At 37.1% G+C, this 18652-nt stretch carries 15 protein-coding genes; 4 read left to right on the top strand and 11 right to left on the bottom strand.

Annotated elements, in window-relative coordinates; genetic code table 11:
• Nucleotides 1-17 precede the first annotated feature (17 nt).
• Nucleotides 18-1046, bottom strand: a complete 1029-nt coding sequence (locus tag QUF94_RS12785; RefSeq protein WP_289316187.1) for a TRAP transporter substrate-binding protein — start codon at nt 1044-1046, stop codon at nt 18-20.
• Between the two features lie 1338 nt (nt 1047-2384).
• Between QUF94_RS12785 and QUF94_RS12780 the strand changes: the two genes are divergently transcribed.
• Genes QUF94_RS12780 through QUF94_RS12770 form a run of 3 tightly spaced genes read left to right on the top strand, consistent with a single transcriptional unit; the run spans nt 2385 to nt 3825 of the window.
• Nucleotides 2385-2882 (top strand): hypothetical protein, encoded by a 498-nt coding sequence (locus QUF94_RS12780; protein WP_289316186.1) that lies wholly within the window; start codon nt 2385-2387, stop codon nt 2880-2882.
• Nucleotides 2883-2896: 14 nt separating this feature from the next.
• Nucleotides 2897-3661: a methyl-accepting chemotaxis protein gene (locus QUF94_RS12775; protein WP_289316185.1), complete on the top strand. Its 765-nt coding sequence runs from the start codon at nt 2897-2899 to the stop codon at nt 3659-3661.
• Nucleotides 3625-3825, top strand: coding sequence for a hypothetical protein (locus QUF94_RS12770; RefSeq protein WP_289316184.1), 201 nt, complete (start codon nt 3625-3627; stop codon nt 3823-3825). The genes QUF94_RS12775 and QUF94_RS12770 overlap by 37 nt, the downstream gene beginning before the upstream one ends.
• Nucleotides 3826-3900: 75 nt before the next feature.
• Here QUF94_RS12770 and QUF94_RS12765 read toward each other — a convergent pair whose 3' ends face one another.
• From QUF94_RS12765 to QUF94_RS12725, 9 genes are all read right to left on the bottom strand, one after another.
• Nucleotides 3901-4860: a DUF4822 domain-containing protein gene (locus QUF94_RS12765; protein ID WP_289316183.1), complete on the bottom strand. Its 960-nt coding sequence runs from the start codon at nt 4858-4860 to the stop codon at nt 3901-3903.
• 73 nt (nt 4861-4933) lie between these two features.
• Nucleotides 4934-5632: an ankyrin repeat domain-containing protein gene (locus QUF94_RS12760; RefSeq protein WP_289316182.1), complete on the bottom strand. Its 699-nt coding sequence runs from the start codon at nt 5630-5632 to the stop codon at nt 4934-4936.
• 550 nt (nt 5633-6182) lie between these two features.
• Entirely contained in the window at nt 6183-6869 is a 687-nt protein-coding gene (locus QUF94_RS12755) for a response regulator transcription factor (RefSeq protein WP_289316181.1), read from the bottom strand.
• A complete protein-coding gene (locus QUF94_RS12750; protein WP_289316180.1) occupies nt 6866-8314 on the bottom strand; it encodes a sensor histidine kinase in 1449 nt (482 codons plus the stop codon). Before QUF94_RS12750 ends, QUF94_RS12755 begins: the two co-directional genes overlap by 4 nt.
• A gap of 985 nt (nt 8315-9299) precedes the next feature.
• Nucleotides 9300-10448 (bottom strand): D-alanyl-D-alanine carboxypeptidase family protein, encoded by a 1149-nt coding sequence (locus tag QUF94_RS12745; RefSeq protein WP_289316179.1) that lies wholly within the window; start codon nt 10446-10448, stop codon nt 9300-9302.
• Nucleotides 10449-10646: 198 nt separating this feature from the next.
• Nucleotides 10647-11123: a hypothetical protein gene (locus QUF94_RS12740; protein WP_289316178.1), complete on the bottom strand. Its 477-nt coding sequence runs from the start codon at nt 11121-11123 to the stop codon at nt 10647-10649.
• A gap of 233 nt (nt 11124-11356) precedes the next feature.
• Nucleotides 11357-11890, bottom strand: coding sequence for a GNAT family N-acetyltransferase (locus QUF94_RS12735; RefSeq protein ID WP_289316177.1), 534 nt, complete (start codon nt 11888-11890; stop codon nt 11357-11359).
• Between the two features lie 312 nt (nt 11891-12202).
• Nucleotides 12203-13189: an NAD(P)-dependent alcohol dehydrogenase gene (locus tag QUF94_RS12730; RefSeq protein WP_289316176.1), complete on the bottom strand. Its 987-nt coding sequence runs from the start codon at nt 13187-13189 to the stop codon at nt 12203-12205.
• Between the two features lie 747 nt (nt 13190-13936).
• On the bottom strand, nt 13937-15652 hold the full coding sequence (locus QUF94_RS12725; protein ID WP_289316175.1) for an ABC transporter ATP-binding protein: 1716 nt from the start codon (nt 15650-15652) through the stop codon (nt 13937-13939).
• 221 nt (nt 15653-15873) lie between these two features.
• Between QUF94_RS12725 and QUF94_RS12720 the strand changes: the two genes are divergently transcribed.
• On the top strand, nt 15874-17112 hold the full coding sequence (locus QUF94_RS12720) for an MFS transporter (protein WP_289316174.1): 1239 nt from the start codon (nt 15874-15876) through the stop codon (nt 17110-17112).
• Nucleotides 17113-17318: 206 nt separating this feature from the next.
• Here the strand turns inward: QUF94_RS12720 and QUF94_RS12715 are convergent, their stop codons facing one another.
• Nucleotides 17319-18581: a LysM peptidoglycan-binding domain-containing protein gene (locus tag QUF94_RS12715; protein WP_289316173.1), complete on the bottom strand. Its 1263-nt coding sequence runs from the start codon at nt 18579-18581 to the stop codon at nt 17319-17321.
• Nucleotides 18582-18652 lie beyond the last annotated feature (71 nt).

Here is an 18652-nt window from a genome sequence, read left to right as displayed (position 1 = left end):
TATCTAGAGCGCCTGCATTATTCTGCTTTTATTTTTCCAACGAGCTCTTCTGCCCAGTCATTTTCCTCAAAGACTTCATCATAAACAGGTTGAGATGCTTTTAACATTTTTTGTGAAAAATCTTCGTCAGGCTTAGTGAACTTGATACCATTATCCTTAAGAAACGCTTTGTCATCGTCGTAACTTTTTTCCATCAAATCAAACTCATATGCTGCTGACTCTTTTGCTGCTTTTTGAATGATTTTTTGTTGTTCCTTTGTAAGACCGTTAAAGAATTTGCTATTAATAATGTAAATATTGGGGCTGAACATATGCTTGGATTCTAGAACATCACTTTGAACTTCATTCCACCCCGAGGATCTCAGCGTGGCAATGGGATTATCTTGAGCATCCACCACCTTTTGTTCAAGTGCGGTAAAAACTTCTGAAATAGGTAATGGGCTTACGTTTGCCCCTAATGATTCACCTAATTTTATGTAATTAGGGATGTTCGGCATTCTAAGTCGAAGTCCATCAAAATCTTTCATACTCTTGATTGGACGATTGCTCGAAAACATCCTAAATCCATTTGCACTCCATGAAAGAGGTGTCACTCCATGTTTTGGATCAAGCTCTTCTGTCAATTCCTCTCCAATAGGTCCATTCAATACCTTCTTTACATGGTCGTAATCCCTAAATAGGAATGGCCATTCCGGAACACCCATTTTCGGAATGTCCGACTGCATGATCAGCCCGGGAACACCCATTTCGATTGTTCCGTTTCTGACACCGTCATAGAATTCTTTCTCTGCACCTAATGTACTGTTTGCATAAATCTGAACCTTAAGTTCACCATTACTCTCTTTTTCAACCATTTTTTTAAATTTTTCTTTTAAGGCAATGTTCTGAGGATGATTTTCGGCAAAATAATGTGCCACTTTAATCGTTTTCTTTTCAATTCCAGATCCGCTGGTTTTTTCTCCTTCACCACCACCACATCCTGATAAAAGCAATGCCGCTGCAAGAGTAAAGCCTGTGGAGAATACAAAAAGCTTTCTTTTTTTCAAATAAAACCCTCCCCAAAGTTTTTTGTAAGCGTTATCATAACGGACTGATATTAATTACTTCTCCATACTCTTGTATAAGCCAAAGGTGAAATCGTTTTATAATGTAAAACCCCGTTTTTGTTTTACTCGGAGTAAGGAAAACACTATACCGCTTATGACGTTTTACATTTGCATTTATTACTTTTCTAAAAAACGAAGAGTTTGTTCTATAATGTAAAACCCTGTTTTCGAATTCAGGATCTTACGTTGATTATAAGCTTCCATTTTTACTAATGTCAAACCATTTTTTGAATTTTATAACAATTTAAAAAATACTCCTTTTGTCACATATCAATATGTCAATCATTAAAACTTTTTAACCAACGCCCTTTCCAGTCAGCTAATTGCAGAATCAAAACAGGCAAGATGAAAGTTGATTTTTTCTATACTAGGATATTTCTAAGATAGGGAACCAAACAAAACCAAAGGTTCTACTTAAAGTACATTCTTCTACTCCTTTTTACAGAGCTTTGAGTCGGAATTTCGTTTTGCCAGCTGAATAATCAGCCTTCTCTTTAAGAATTGCTTTACTTTCCATTTGGTTAAGGCGACATTATTTAAACAATCATTACCACGGCTATAGTTTATCTTTTCTAATCCACTCTATCCTATTAGAAAAAGTTAGACCCTTCGAATGAAAATAAGATAAATTTTTTACTTGTTAAAATTTTTTCGGGATATCAAATGATATGATGCTTTCGGCCAATATTTGATTTTCTTATTTGATCATCCGCTTCATTAGATTGGTATTCGCTTGTTTAATTTTCCCCTTGTTATTAAGTATATTGACCCGCCCTTTTCCTTCAAAAGTTCATTTTCCACATTTTAATAGATTTACATCTTTTTCATCCTTGCCATTGATAAAAATTTTTTTATTGAGACCATTCATTATGAACCTCTCTTACATCCGGTTAAAAAACTCTACCCCAGGCTTTTAACAGGGACTCTTAAAGATATCTATTTATTACCGATATATAGAACATGCTGGTTAATATATAACACGGGAAGGAAAAGACAAAGATGTATAGACTTAGTACGAAAATAGGTTTTGTTCTTTTAGTAGGCATGATCGTTGCATTAATTGGAAGTTTACTTTTAATGTATAAGAGTACAAATGATACGGTAGAGAAAACAATAGCCACGAGCAGCTTAGACTTAGCAAGCAACATTGCTTAAGGCATTAATCCAACGTCTTATGCTGATTTTTTAAGTAATCAATCTGAAACCCCAACCTATTGGGAAATACGCGAACAGTTAAACGATTTTAAACAAAAAACTGGAGCACTATATGTATATACATTGGGGATTAATGAAAAAAGCGAAAAAGTTCATATTCTTATAGATGGAATGAATAAGGGAGATAAAAAGGCATCGCCAATTTTAACCCCTACAACCGTAACTGCATTCCAGGATGTTGAAAGCGTTATGAAGGGAAAGGTTTCTACCACTTACATTGTTCATGACCCTGATTATGGTGACTATTTATCCGTTTTTGTCCCAATAATGAAAGGAGAAGAGGTCATTGGAATATTAGGGGTAGATATTGATGCCAGCAAAGTCGATGCTACTGCGAGCAAGGTTCTTAATGGGATCCTTCCCCTAACAATAATAATCAATGTAATCTTAATGGCAATCATAGTGGGTGCTCTAATATGGTTCTTTACTAGAAAGTTAAGCCCCCTTCACAAGGTAAGCATGGCTGCAAAGGAAATCTCCAAAGGAAATTTATTAACAGCCAATGAGCTGATTGGCCAAACGAGGGTAAACGGAAACGACGAAATCAAGGTTTTAGTGTGAAATCCTTTGAAGAAATGATTACCAACACAATGATGATCGTAAACTCCATGAAACAATCATCCTTACTGCTTTTGGATTCATCAAGTGATATCGAACACAAAATCAAAGAAATGGATATCTCTACACAATATATCGTTAAAGGCATTCAACAAGTTGCAGGAGCTACAGAAGTGCAATTGCACAGAAGTGAAGAATCATCTAGGGTCATCGAGGTAATGACCATGGGGATACAAAGAATTGCCGAAGCTTCGTCAGAAGTCAGTGAACAAACAAATCATGTTTCAACTAGAATGTCCATTGGAAATAAAGATATTAATGAACTCTCAAATCAAATTTTACAAGTAAAAGATGTTATGCTGCAAACAAGTTCAGAAATAAAAAAATTGGACGAACAAGCAAATGAGATTGTGAATATTGTACATTTAATTACAGGAATTGCAGAGCAAACAAACCTGCTATCATTAAATGCTGCTATTGAAGCTGCTAGAGCCGGTGAACAGGGTAAAGGTTTTGCGGTGGTATCTAACGAGGTACGGAAATTGGCAGTGGGCGGCACCAAGGAATCTGCGATCAATATACAAGAGTCCCTGCTTAATTTTAAATCCATCATAAATAAATCAGTGAAAATGATGGAAACTGGAACGAAAGAGGTAGAGGAAGGGACAAAATTTGTCCTGAATACAAAAGAAACTTTTAAACGGACCATAAAATCTTTTAAGAAATATCCGCCATTACCGAGCAAATGGCCGCAAGTTCACAGGAAATCAATGCTTCGATAGAAGAATTTGCTGGGTTAACGAAGGAAACAGCCATGGCTTCAAAGCACGTGGCACATTCAACCGATCAACAAGCAAAATCCATGGAGGACATCTCTTCCTCGACCTCATCAATGGTAAAACTCGCTAATGACCTAGAAACATCTGTTGAACAGTTTAACGCGTGAAAAACTTGAACCACTATTCTTTTACTATCTAAAAAAAGGGATTTTGCTATTAATGCAAAATCCCTTTTTTATATTTTACCTAGTTGATTTTAGTTTTAAATCACCTTCATAAGGGATATGTTCAACTGTTATCGTTATTTCTTTTCCATCTTTATCTTTACCGATTCTTTTATAAGTGAATTTATTTTCATTAAGTTCTGTAAGTTCAAGAACTGCGCCATACTTATTTTTCCCTTGTGAAACATGGGCTCTTATCTTATTTCCATGTACAACATCGTAATAGCCGTAATCACCTCGGCTTTCACCGGTTTTAGCATCAAAAAATTCATACTTATTTGTTTTATCATCATATTTTGCTAGACCTAAATAATTCGAATTATAGCTAGATACATCATTTCCCTCTTCATCCAACGCCACTGTTCCTTGCCATGGGGTGCTAGATAAAATTTTGTCTCCATCAACGTCTGTATCTACTTCCCCTGTGTAAGTTTCCAAAGTTTTATCTGGATCAGTAAATGTAAGTTCTGTTTCATTATAAGGAATATGATCAACAAACACCTCTACGTCGTTACCATTAGCATCTTTACCCATTCTTTTATAGGTAAACATATCCTTATTCAGTTCCGTTATTTCAACAACAGCTTGGTAACCCATTGATTCTGAAATTAACACTCGCATCTTCCCGTTGGTGATAAAGAATGTTCCTTTATCACCACGACTTTTTTTTGTATTTTTATCAAAAAATTCATATCTGGATGCTTCATCGTCATATTTCGCAAGTCCAATAAAGTTAGCATTCTCCATTGTTAAGTCATTATTATTCTTATCATAAACTTTTGTACCTTGCCAATTCGTGCTACTAAGGATTTTAGTCAATTCCTGTCCTTCGGTTAACTTATTTTCTTGTTTACTCTCTTTAGCAGTTTGTTCATGTTTCTGTGCACTAGGATTGTCTTGTGCGTTTGTGTTACATCCCGTTATGGTCAATGTTAACCCCAGTAGTATAGAAGATGAAATTTTTGCTTTTTTATTCATTTTTTTGTCTCCTCATTGTATATTGTTGTATTTATTATTTAGTAGTGCAATTATAGATTCATCTATGATCTGGTTATTTTGCTCCTGCTTTTAGTAAAATTTGTTCAATCTCTTTAAATCCTTTCTTGCGTGCATGTTGTAAAGGGGTCACATTATTTTTATCAGGAATGTTGACATCAGCCCCATGATCTATCAACAATTGCACTGTTTGTTGCTGGTTCCCATCACCATTATTCAAAATGATGGCTTCTAGCAAAGCTGTCCAACCGAGATCATTTACATGATTGATATCCATATCAGTAGTAACAAGTTCTTTAATAATATCCACGTATCCATGTTCCGAAGCTGGGATTAAAGCCGTTCCACCATACCTGTTAGTAATTGTCGGGTCGGCACCAGCTTCAATCGTAAGTTTTAGAATATCTTTAAAACCTTCTGCACCGGCATACAAGAAAGGGTTATTTTCCATGTTATCCTGGATGTTGACGTCGGCACCCGCTTCAATTAGTATTTTTGCAGTCTCTACATCATTGATATAAGTCGCAATCATAGTGGCAGTTCGCCCTTCTGAGTCCTGTGTATTAATATCTGCACCTTGCTCGATCAACCTTCTTACCGTTTCCGTGTCTTTACGTTCTGCAGCTTGGATCAGTTGTTCATTCATACCTTTGCCTGTCTCCTTTTCTTGTTTATTTAGCTCTCTTTCATTATCTAAGACACATCCTTGAAGGAAGAAAAGGCATCCAATGAAAATTGATAGCCGTCTCCACATGAAACACACCATCCTGTAATTATTTGTTATTATTTTTGCGCTTGATCCATAAATCAAAAGGCTTTGAACGCCTTTTACTATGACGTGCGATTTGGGATTAAGCAGCTTTTCTTTTATGGGAAGCAGCAAACTTGCGGGCGGCCATCGTATGGCCCCTGACACATAGAACAAGGTTCGCCCCTGGATTAAAGTCTAACTGTCTCAGAGAAATCGCTTCCCATTTTACGGTACGCTTCTTGAATTACTGTCATTCCACGTGATTTTTCGGGTCATTTGGTTCCATTTATCAATAGAATCGGTAGCAATGAATTAGCCGCTTCCTCCTTTTTCAGTTATACTGATGTGCAAATAAAATGGCTTGTTCTATCCATGAGGATTTTTTCTCCCTTTTAATTTTTAGCCGCTTTGTTATTCCGTCTACATTATGTTAGTGCTTATTCTTAAACTCCCTCTAAACAATTTCTTAAAAAAAGATTAACTTATTAATAAAATTTCTTAATGTTTATAAAAAAATCCCGCCACCTTCGTGACGGGTCATAATACATACTTTTTAAACATTAAAACGATATCCTGCTCCCCAAACGGTTTCCAAATATTTAGGATGTGCAGGATCTCTTTCAATTTTCTCACGTAGTTTCCTGATATGGACGGTGACAGTCGAAACATCTGCAGCCGATTCCAATCCCCAAATATTTTCATAAAGCTGCTCTTTGCTTAATACTTGATTCGGATGCATGACAAAAAACACTAACGTATCGAATTCCTTTGTTGTAAACGGAATCACCTCTCCGTTTATATGAACTCTGCGTGCTGACTTATCTATAGAAATTCCATGAACATAGATTGAATTGGATTTGGGGTGACTTCCTGATAAACGTTCATAACGCGCTAAATGCGCCTTCACTCTTGCAACTAGTTCACTTGGACTAAAGGGCTTTGTAATATAATCATCTGCCCCTAGACCAAGCCCCCGAATTTTATCAATATCTTCCTTTTTGGCGGAAACAAGCAATATCGGGATATTTTTGACGGCACGTATTTGTTTGCATATCTCAAATCCATTCAACCCTGGAAGCATGATGTCCAAAATGATTAAATGATAATTTACTTGAAGGGCCTGTTGGAGACCTGCATCACCTGTATGTTCTATATCGACACTAAAATCATTAATTTCCAAGTAATCCCTTTGCAATTCTGCAATACTTACTTCGTCTTCAATAAGTAATATCTTTTTCACATTTCCTCACCTTTCTTTATGGAAAAGAAGACACTTGTACCCTTTCCTATCTCACTAGTAGCCCAAATATCTCCTCCATGCTCGCCGATAATTTTTTTCGCGATCGCAAGTCCTAAACCACTTCCACCTGTCCGAGAATTTCTAGATTGCTCAGCACGGTAAAAGCGGTTAAAAATATAAGGCAAAGCAGAAGATTCTATTCCATAGCCATTATCTGTTACTTGTACAACTACATCATATAGTCCTTCATGCAGAGAAATGGAAATGTGTTTTTCATCTTTATTCATATACTTTACACAATTGCTGATTAGATTGGCCAATACGCGTTTTAATTTCTCTCTATCCGCTGTCACATATATCGGTTTATTCATCACATGAAGTTCAATCTGAATTCCTTGTTGAAGTAAATCCAGTTGAAGTTCTTCTACGTAGTCTTTCAAATATTTATCTAGTCTGACCGTTTCAAAAGTAAAGGGTTCTTTTTTTAAATCCAGCTTGGAAAATAAAAACAATTCATCTATCAATGAATCCATATCTCTTGCTTTTAGGTAAACAGTCGATAAATACTTGTCCATTTTCTGCGGGGTGTTTGCTACCCCGTCTTTAATCCCCTCAACATATCCCATAATCGAAGTGATCGGTGTCTTCAAATCATGAGAAATATTGGAAAGGAGTTCTTTACGATTTTCCTCATACTGAAGCTGAATGTTTACGGACTCTTTTAACTTTTTTCTCATTTCCTCAAACGCTCTATTCAATTGTCCGATTTCATCATTCGAAGACGCTTTGATTTCAAAGTTTAAATCTCCTGATTTTATCCGCTCTGCGCCTTCTTTAAGTATTGAGATGGGTTTGATGATGCTTCGTGAAACTAAATAATTTAAAAGTCCTATAATCATTACAAACAATAATAGCAATAGAGCGAATAAAATGGGAAACAATTCCCGAGTCAACTCGGCATAGGAACTTGCCTTTCTCAATACAAAAATACTTCCTTCACTTTTATCCGAAAAATAAAAATCAAACTTCACATATGTGAAAAAAGAGTCTTTCATTTTGATTGTGTCCCGCGTATTGATGTTCGTTTCTTCGAACTTGGGAAGTGATGGAACCAATCCTATCTTATCTAGTGTTGGGGAAGCATACTCAATGTTTTTATCTTTTCTAACGACAATCTTAATATCCTTTTGTTCAATCTTCTTCATTTGTTCTTCGTTTAGAAGCTGCTCAGGGTTATTTTTTGCCAAAAGCTTTAAATCGAGAAACACACTTTCCTCTACTGCAGTCAAAGGTTTTTGGAGATAAGATTTTTTGTATAAATGCTCTATCGATTTCACATCACCTGTTATTGCAAAAATAAGTAAAAATCCGGCTGCTAAAAATAAGGCGATGGAAATAAGGATTACTCCAACGTAGGACAACAGAAACCTCATTTTAATTGACAAATATTTTCACCCCGTTTCGATCTCACGTTTACTCTTTTTAGAATGTTCATCATTTATCTAATGTTCTTGTCGGCAACATACTGTTTCCCACGATAATTTTTCTAGAACTAAAAGAACCATATCACACAAATCTTAAAACTTTCTAAAATACATAGAAAAAATCCCTAAGATTTTTACTATAATCGATTCAAACAGAATCGCTTATAACAAAGAAAATCTGTGGTATCCAGCAAAATTCATTTGGTAAAAATTAGTTTTTCATTCTTCCTTTTATAATCATCGTATAGTTCATAAATTATCCAATAATTCTTAATAACTATAACTGCCCTATAGTTCCCTAAGAAAAGGTTGCCGCCTGTTTTTCAAGATGTATACTAACCGATGTATTTCTTGCATTTTGCCGTGATTGGCAGCTGTCATAATAAAAACTGAGCAACGTTTCCATTTCCTTTTACAAAACCAGATACAACGGCATCTTCCATTGTGAATATAAAAACCCAAAAAACGAGTAAAGTTTATTAGAAGTATGATATTTAAGAAATGGCGAAGGTTAGCGTTTAAGTAAACAAAAAATGCCGGTTTTCAAAGTGCATCATGGAATGTATTAAATGGTATCGTAAAATAAAATTCCAAGAGCAGTTCCTTGATACAAAATTCAGAACGGTAAAGAAACAAAATATGTACACGCAAAATATCTAACGAACGTCCGATAGCTTATCAAAATTTTCGGGGATTGAAAAAGATCATGTTTAAAATTCTGGTCTTTTTCTGATTTTTGTCATTGTAAAGATATTAATCAAAATGGATTCTTTTCTGTGATTTATATATAGAAATAGATTGATTTTTTAGTGTACAACCTCTATCTCTTTTACATAATTCTTGGTAGTTTACCAAATAATAAATAGCCTCATCAAATTTTTGATGAGGCTGGCCATTACGTATAGGTTTTATAGTTTTAGCTCTATAACTCTTTAAGGGAATTTCTTTAGTTTTGAACGGCTCTGGTATAATAATATTCTTCAAGAGTAATTCCGTTGCTCATAATGGTTTGAGCTGTTGATTTGCCTACATATCGAAGGTGCCATGGTTCATATTTATACCCAGTAACTGATTCTTTTCCTTTAGGGTATCGGATAATAAAGCCATAATCATCTGCATGTGCCTGAAGCCATTTTGCTTCTTTAGTACCTCCAAAGCAATCCTGTGCCGCGCATTTACCATTTCCCCCTGTCACATCAATAGCGAGGCCTGTTTCATGCTCACTTGTTCCAGGTATCGCACTGTATGTGGTAGCTTTTGCATAACCATCCCTTTTTACATAATAATCAAATAGAGCAACTTGTGTAGCATGTGATCTGTATGCAGATACACCGAGGAGACTTACTCCCTGCTTCTTGGATTCCGCAAATAATTTGTTAATGGCAGCAGCTGCTTCACTTCGCATTTTTCTCTTTTCTGTCTTTTCTTTAAAAGTAAACGGTATCGACGTATATACTAAGTCTTTTGGTACATAATTTTCTGGTAGCTTATTTTTTTTATTGACTAGAACTGGAATACTTTCAGGCTTTGCAACAACCTGTATGGCGTCAGAAGAAGGAAGGGATACCTTTACATATTGGCTACTAACATAACCTGTTTGACCGTTAATGCTAACCTTTAGCCAACCATTCGTATTTTTTCCAGTTACCGATAGCTTTGTGCCCTGTTTAACGGTTGCTATAATTTTATTAGTTGTAGAAGGACCTGTACGGACATTCAGGTTAGCAGTTGCTGTATAGGTTACAGTAGCTGTACTAGAGCCAGAGTTTGATATTTTTACATATTTACTACTAACATAACCTGTTTGACCGTTTATGCTAACCTTTAGCCAACCATTCACGTCTTTTCCAGATACCGTTAGCTTTGTGCCCTGTTTAACGGTTGCTATAATTTTATTGGCAGTAGAAGGACCTGTACGGACATTCAGGTTAGCGGTTGCTGTATGGGTTACAGTAGTAGCTGCATTGACTACACTTGGTGCTAACCCCTTAAAATTTGCATGGTTAAAACCGATTAAACCTGTACATAAAATAGTAAAAGCAAAACCGGTAGCTAGCAATCTTTTGTTTAACGTTACTTTATTTAGTTTTGTCATTAGAACACCTCAACTTTAAGATAAATCGTTAAGCAATTAATGTCACTGGGTCATTCTTCCTATTTCCAATTTGAATGATTATAGGTTGGGTAATATAAATATTTGAAAACAAAACGAACCCCCATTTAAACTATCAAATATGTGCGTTCTATAATTACAGAACTAACGCAAAGCTCTAAAATCCTATATCAAATTGTATTAAAGTCCACCATCTAAACCGTCAATCTTCACTCCCCTGCTCCAATCACGATCGATTTTTAATTCATTTTTTATGGTGGATAGGGTTAGTTCTCCTTCTTTCTCATAAATTTTAGATGAGTTCTCGTCATAAACTTTAAATTTCATTATATATAAGTAATCTATTGTGCCATCATCATTTTTGCTTTGTTCTTCAAGTTTCACATCTTGTACTTCAATACTTTTTTTAATTTGTTTGGATACCAATTCTGGTATTTGAAATTTACGGTTTGCGATTTCTGCATCATATTGTTCTTCTGTTAAATATACTTTAATATTTTCTGCAATTTCATCAAAAGTTGGGGGATTGGATGGATCTTTAATGGTATATAGTTCTGCACTATAATCTATAAATAATTTTTCTGCCTCTTCTACATTGACCACATTTTCCTCTTTATCAGGTTTCTCCTCTTTTTCCTCATCATTTTCTTTGACCACATCTATGTTACAAGCAATTAAACCAAGAAATACAAACAAAAACAATAAACTAAGAATTTTCCTTATGATAGTCGACGCCACCTCATTTCCAGCAAATGTGCCTACACTCTACCTATTCTATTCAAATCGTGAATTATCCTTGTTAAACTAATCAGCCCAGATAGAGGCATAAAGAAAAAGCTGCCTTCTAGACAGCTCCGATCTACAACTAAGGATGCGTTAGTTTAATAGCATTAGGATTTTAACTTTAATAAAGAATATAGATTAGTATCAAATGAAACATCATTTTGGTACATATAATTTCTCAATATCCCTTCTTTTTTGAAACCTAAATTTGTCAACAACTTATCGGATGCTTTATTTTCAATAAAAACAATTGCTCCAATACGCGTTAAGTCAAGCTCTTCAAAACCATAAGAAATCACCTTGCTGACAGCCTCTGTTGCATAACCATTACCCCAATAATTTGGGAAAAGTGCATAGCTCAGTTCTGCTCTCTTATGTTCATGAGACCATTCTTGAAATCCGATTGTTCCAATGATGCCATCCATCCCTTTCAATTCAATTCCCCATTTAATACCACGTTTTTCATCGAAATTCTTAGAAAAATTCCTAATTATTTGCTTCACTTGATCTGTATTTGTTAATGGAGTTTGCCCATAATATCGTAATACATCTGGATTGGAAAAACATTTTAATATATCTAATGCATCACCTTCAACCAATTCTCTCAAGACCAACCTTTTTGTTTCTAATATAGGAAACATTTTTCCACTCCCTTTGCTTAAAACTAGATTCCTCTAAAAAATCATGGCCTATTTCGATCAGAGGCGCTCCTCAATAACACCCGTACAAACTACCCTGGCTACTGAGATATCAGATTTCCATTTTAAAGAAAGGTCAACCAGTCTGAACCGGCTAACCTTTTAATAAGAACGCACCCTTTAGCTTTTTAAGAGCTTGATAGTAAACTCACTTTTGTTCTTCCATGGTTTCCTACCTATAAACATATTTCATGATGTATGGGTTTCAATGAATATATTCCTCTGCCCTGATGTGATTGGATAGAGCTTCATTTATTAGGATTTGCTGTTATGTTCCATACTTATTACGACATTTCCCTTCTTGTGTCCTTTCTCGACATATCTATGGGCTTGAACTATTTCTTCAAACGCATAATATCTGTCAATGACCACTTTTAACTTCCCCGCCTCAACAAGTTCTTTGAGGAAGTTTAGAGCTTCGGGGGTTTCAGGTGAATTTTGACTCAATATCAGCTTCTTGCTGGTTGTCAATTTAGTCCATAGCATTCGAACACCGGGTAACGGTACGGTGACATTTAGATAGGTTCCGTCCTTCTTCAGCGATTTCATACAAGCTGAAAATGGACTCTTGTTTACAGCTTCAAAGATAACATCATAGGTCTCACCATCTCTGGAAAAATCCTCTGAAGTGTAATCGATGACCTTATCGGCTCCAAGAGATTTTACCAATTCTAAATTCGTGGTACTGCAAACCCCGGTAACTTTTGCTCCGAAATACTTGGCAATTTGTACTGCATAACTTCCTACACTTCCTGAAGCACCATAGACAAGAACCTTTTGACCACTCTGAATGTTAGCTTTTCTAAGATAAAACAATGCTGTACGCGCCCCAATTGGAATGGATGCGGCTTCCTCAAAAGATAAAATATTGGGTTTAATCGAAACTGGTCCGTCTTCAGGCAGGCACTTATACTCGGCATAAGCACCATACCCCACTTGGGAAGCTGCAAAAACCTGGTCACCTGCTTTAAACAACTTGACATCTTTACCTACTGACTCAACTTCCCCAGATAACTCCAAGCCCAAAATGGATTTCTTGGGATGTCGTAATCCCATTATTATTCGAGCAGGCAGCCAAACAGAGAGGGGAACTGTAAAGCTCCGTGACCGAATATCCCCCATTGTTACCGTTGTCGCTTTCACTTTCACCAGTATTTCATTTTCCTTAGGAGCAGGCTTTTCTACCTCTTTCAGTTGAAGAACGTCAGGGGGACCGTACCTTGTGTACACAATTGCTTTCATTAATCCTCCTCCAATTCGTTAAATTCACTTAATATCTACGAATCTTCAATAACTGTTCTTGAACTATCTTGCTCCGTTAGCATTCCTGTAGAGGATTATATATCGGCTTTGAAAAAAATAGAGCCCCTCAGTATGATGAGCGTACACAAACCAAAACTCATCTTAAGGAGGAGCTCACGAACAGCATATAGATATGAAGCGTTGAGACATGGGTGAGTAAGATCTCCGAGGATGTCGTCAGAAAGTAAGCAGAAAATGGAATATTAAGGAGTTTAGCTTGAATTTAAGTATTGCACTCTTTGAATTATTCCGCATCCTCTCCAATAAGCGATTTTGAATAATCTCTTTAAACGCGTTTACAATAGCTTACTCGGATTCTTGTATCTTCATGCCTCTTATAAGTACTTCAGCCACCTCAAGACGCATTAACTCAAGTTTTCCTCCGAACATCAGCAGGTATATCATCTTTTTCGTTCACCGACAAGAGAATGCAACGGATTCCAATGCAGTTTTTGCAAGTATTCATGTCTCGGTATACAGGATTCCTCGTTCTATATCACTTTTTTACCAAATCTAAATAACGGCAAATGTTTATCCCATTCTCAATTACTTCATTAAAATTGGATCTGTTTGATTCCTTTTGAAATGTCATTTTGAAATTGTCGTTTATCTAGTCATTATTGATTGAACTCCATTCAAATCCTATTAAAAAAACTATATATCCTCGTGAGGACATATAGCTTTTTATCATTTTTGGAATTGTAATTGATGCAGATTGGCAAAAATGCCCCCCTGCTTAAGTAAATCATCGTGTCCGCCCTCTTCAGCAATCCCTTCTTCCGTTACTACAACGATTTTGTCAGCGTTTCGGATAGTTGCCAATCGGTGTGCGATGATTAACGTTGTTCTGTTTTCAGCAAGTTCAGTAAGGGCCTGCTGAATTATTCTTTCCGTTTCTGTATCAAGTGCAGAGGTTGCCTCATCGAGAATTAATATTGGCGGATTTTTCAAAAACATCCTTGCTATTGCAATTCGTTGTTTCTGTCCTCCTGATAATTTCAAACCACGTTCTCCTATTTGTGTCTCATAACCTTCTGGAAGTCCTTCAATGAAAGTCTCTAAATGGGCTTTCCTTGCTGCTTCCAGAATTTGTTCATCCGTTGCATCAAGCATTCCGTACGCAATGTTCTCTTTTACAGTTCCTGTAAAAAGAAACACATCTTGCTGGACAATGCCAATTTGTGACCTCAATGACTTTTTCGTCATCTCACGAATATCGATCCCATCAATTGAAATTGAACCGGCATTAACATCATAAAATCGTGGGATCAATGAACATATGGTCGTTTTCCCTGCTCCTGATGGCCCGACAAAAGCGATGGTTTCACCTGCTTTAATAGTAAGATCAATACGTTTTAAAACGGATTTTTTGTCTTCATAATTAAAAGAAACGTCCTTAAAGGAAATATCCCCTAATAGGGTAGTTACCGCGATTGCATCCTTTTTATCCTCGACATCAGGCGCGACATCCAGAAGTTCCGTAAAACGCTTAAAGCCGGCCATCCCTTTTGGATAGAGTTCCATCAACGCACTTATTTTGTCGATTGGCTTAAATAATACGTTAACATACAAGACGAATGCAACCAATTCACCATATGAGAGCTGCCCATGAAAAGTTAGCCAGGCTCCCATCACCAACACGGCAAGGGTCATAAACCTCGTCATCATGTATATGCCTGATAAGCTAAAGGACATTACTTTATATCCTAGAAGTTTAGCTTTACGGAATCTGCGATTATTAGTAGAAAATCTTTTCATTTCATATGTTTCATTCGTAAAGGATTGTACAACCCTCACACCAGAGACGCTATCTTCCACACGGGCATTTACATCTGCAACTTCTGTATACATCTTCTTCCAGGCTTTATTCATCTTTAAATTACTTATGACAATTAGTAAAACGAGGAATGGTAAAATACAAACCGATATGAGTGCCAGTTTCACATTGATTGTCAACATAATCCAAAATGCGCCTATAAAAGTCATGAAGGCAATGAATAAATCTTCGGGACCATGGTGAGCAAGTTCACCAATATCGAACAGATCATTGGTTATGCGGCTCATGATATGACCGGTTTTCGTGTTATCAAAAAAACGAAAAGATTGTTTTTGCACATGTTCAAATAATTCCTCACGCATATCAGTCTCAATATTTATACCCAATTTGTGACCCCAATACCCTACGATGAACTGTAAGAAGGTACTAATGATATAAAGAAGGAACAAACCGGCACTTACCGTAACAATTGCCGACCAATCGTCCCCAGGCAGCAGTGTATCTATAAACCACTGAACGGCTAGCGGAAATGCAAGTTCAAGTACAGCAACGACCACTGCACTGAAGAAGTCAATAATGAATAACCGCTTATGCGGCAGGTAATATGAAGCAAAACGTCGAATCATCAAATTTTTCTCCTTTTATACATATATTAAGGAGTATAATTCCATATTCAATAATCAGCAAGCATTTCAGAACCGCCAAGTTCATATTATGGTAAAATCATCTATATAAACCAGCCCAACCCGGCTCAAGCATTCTATTAAATGAAGGAGTGAATCCAGTGTAAATAAGAAAATCCATTCTAAATATCAATGGACTTTATTCTCGCAAAAGGATGGTATTCATGAAAAACACATCTTTTCGGTCCCTGTGGATAGGTCAGGCGTTTGCAAATCTAGGGGATATATTTTATGTAGTCGGGTTGATTTCACTATTATATACCTTAACGGGATCGGCTTTTTATTTGAGTTTGCTCCCTTTCACCACAACGATTTTTCGATTTATCAGCAGTCTGCTTGCCCCCGTTGTCATCGACAGGTTTCCTTTAAAAAGAATCCTTGTACAATCTCAATGGTGGAAAACTATCTTACTCGGTGTCCTAGGAATCTATATAACAAATACCAATCATGGGATTGCTGTTCCGGTTATATTCTTCATTGCCTTGATTTCATTATTGGATGGAGTCGCTGCCCCGGTTAGCGCAGCTTTGGTTCCACAATTAGTTCCAATGGAAGAACGGATGAAAGCGAATGGTTTCTTGAATGTGGTCACCCAGATCATCTTTGTAGCAGGATGGCCACTCGGTTCCGTTTTATTAATAAGTACCAACAGCAGTATCATTATTTGGCTAACGGTCATACTATTTGCCGGTTCAACATTCTATACAGTAAAAATTGAAGTCTCAGGACAAACAACGGACACTGTTCATCCGTCAAACTGGGATTCGATTAAATCCGGATGGGTGGCGATTCGCCAAATTCCAACTATCCGTACGCTAATTTCCATTGATTTTATCACAACTCTAGCTTCAAGCGTGTGGGTAGCTGCCGTTATATATGTGTATGTTGAACAGAACCTGCAACTTGGTGAGGAGTGGTGGGGATACATTAACACAAGCTACTTTATCGGCATGATTTTCAGTGGATTGATCGTCATCCGTTTTGCTAAGTCACTAGAAAAATATATAGGATTCTTCATCACTTTCGGCCTATTTCTCAGTTCACTGTTGATCCTGCTTTTTGGAACTACCAATATTCCTGCTTTGGCTTTGCTGCTGGCATGCCTGTACGGTCTTCCGGAACAAATCCGGGAAGTGATTTACACAAAGCTATTCCAAGACCATGCTTCGGAAAAGACTCTTGCGAAAATTTATTCAGTTTGGGGAGCGGTCATCAATCTTACATTTGCCGGTTCTGTCTTACTACTGGGTTATATAACGGAAACATACAGTGTCAAAACAACGTTCCAATTTTCTTCCCTCCTGATATTCCTTGCCTTTCTTTATGCAATTTTTAAAAGGAAGGACTTACATGGGAAGGAGTTGCACTCAATCACTGTCAAGTCATCCAATATGCCTAGCTGATCTTGCATTCCTTTCGATTCACCGTTAAAGAAAAGGAGCCTTTTTTTTCCATGGCTCCTTTCTTTTTATTGGTTTCAAGGCCAGTCGAACACGATTGGCGCTCATAAATCTTGCTTGGTGTGATTGGCTTGGACCTGAAAAAAGTCACACAACCAAACAAGCAAAAATATCCTCAACTTCTCTTATCACCGCCCGCCCCATTCATTCTATTTGATAATGAAGATATTCTGTTCGATAAACGCCCAATTCTGTGGGAATTCCAAACCTATCTGCCAATAAGTTGCACCTATCAGTTCATATGCATCAATCAATTCATATTTTGTACTTATCGAACGAATATCTTCAAACCACACAACATGATTCGAATTCTCTCTTCGATAAGTAAAGGTAGGTGAAGCCGCTGAAGTGTCAAAAGTGATTTCCGCCGCAGTTGCAATGGCAAGATTTTGGGCATTTTGAGCTGATAAAGCCTTCGTCTCATTACTTGGGACTATCCAATCGTATCCATACATAGGAAATGCCGACTGCAATTTATACTCAGGTATTATCGACAATGCATAACGGAGAACCTCGCCCATCCACCAAATTGGGGAAATTGGTTCAGGCGGGCCAGTTGGATACCCATAATCAATGGTCATCACGGCAACAAGGTCGGCTGCCTCTCCAATCCCCCGATAATCATGACCGCCTACGATTCGATTATCAGGATTATCCGCTGTTTTTGCATGTACATTCACATGCAGGATCAGTTCGTTCAACTCCACCTTTAATTCTTTTAAAAAAAGCACATAATCAGAACGTCTGGCAGGCGGGATGAATTCGATGTCCATACTGACACCCCCATAGCCTTTCTCCCTAACGAAATTCAGCATACTATTGATTAAATTCGCTCTGTATACTGGACTATTGAGGACACCACCCGCCAAGTCAGCATCAAAATCACCGTCTTTAAAGTTCCGGATCATCAATAGCGGCGTCACCCCGGTCTGCTCGCATTTCGCGATAAGGGGGAGATCATCACCATCAACGAATGCATAGCCTTCATTGGTAAAGGTATAAGCTACAATGGCTAAATAGGATAATTTATCACCATTCTCCTCAAGTGTTTCAAATACTACTCCGCCTGAAGCCGGAAAGGCAAATCCCAGCGTAATCAATTGATTTTTGTAAGGAGACGGTATCGAAATTTCCGTGCCGACCTTTAGCGAGTTCGCCACAAGTCCTGGATTTGCCTTCGTGATTGCCGCTGCACTCGTTCCAAAACGAATGCCGATTCCAGAGAGGGTATCCCGACTTTTAATTAGATACCTCCGATTCACCACATTTTCATCAGGTATATACAGTGCCAGGCCAGGAACCAAAGCTGTTGATTCCAATCCGTTGACTTCAATTATCCTCGATGGGTCAACTTTATTTTTCGTAGCAATTTGCCAAAGACTGTCTCCTTTTTTTACAATAATGATCGTCATTCAAAACCCTCCAAACCCCCTCCAAAAAGTTTATGTTATCCAGGTAATTAGATAGAACGAATTATCATATT

Source organism: Peribacillus sp. NJ4, assembly GCF_030348345.1.
Classification (GTDB): Bacteria; Bacillota; Bacilli; order Bacillales; family DSM-1321; genus Peribacillus.
Note: the sequence above shows the minus strand (reverse complement) of the source record. Positions and strands in the feature narration are given on the sequence as shown.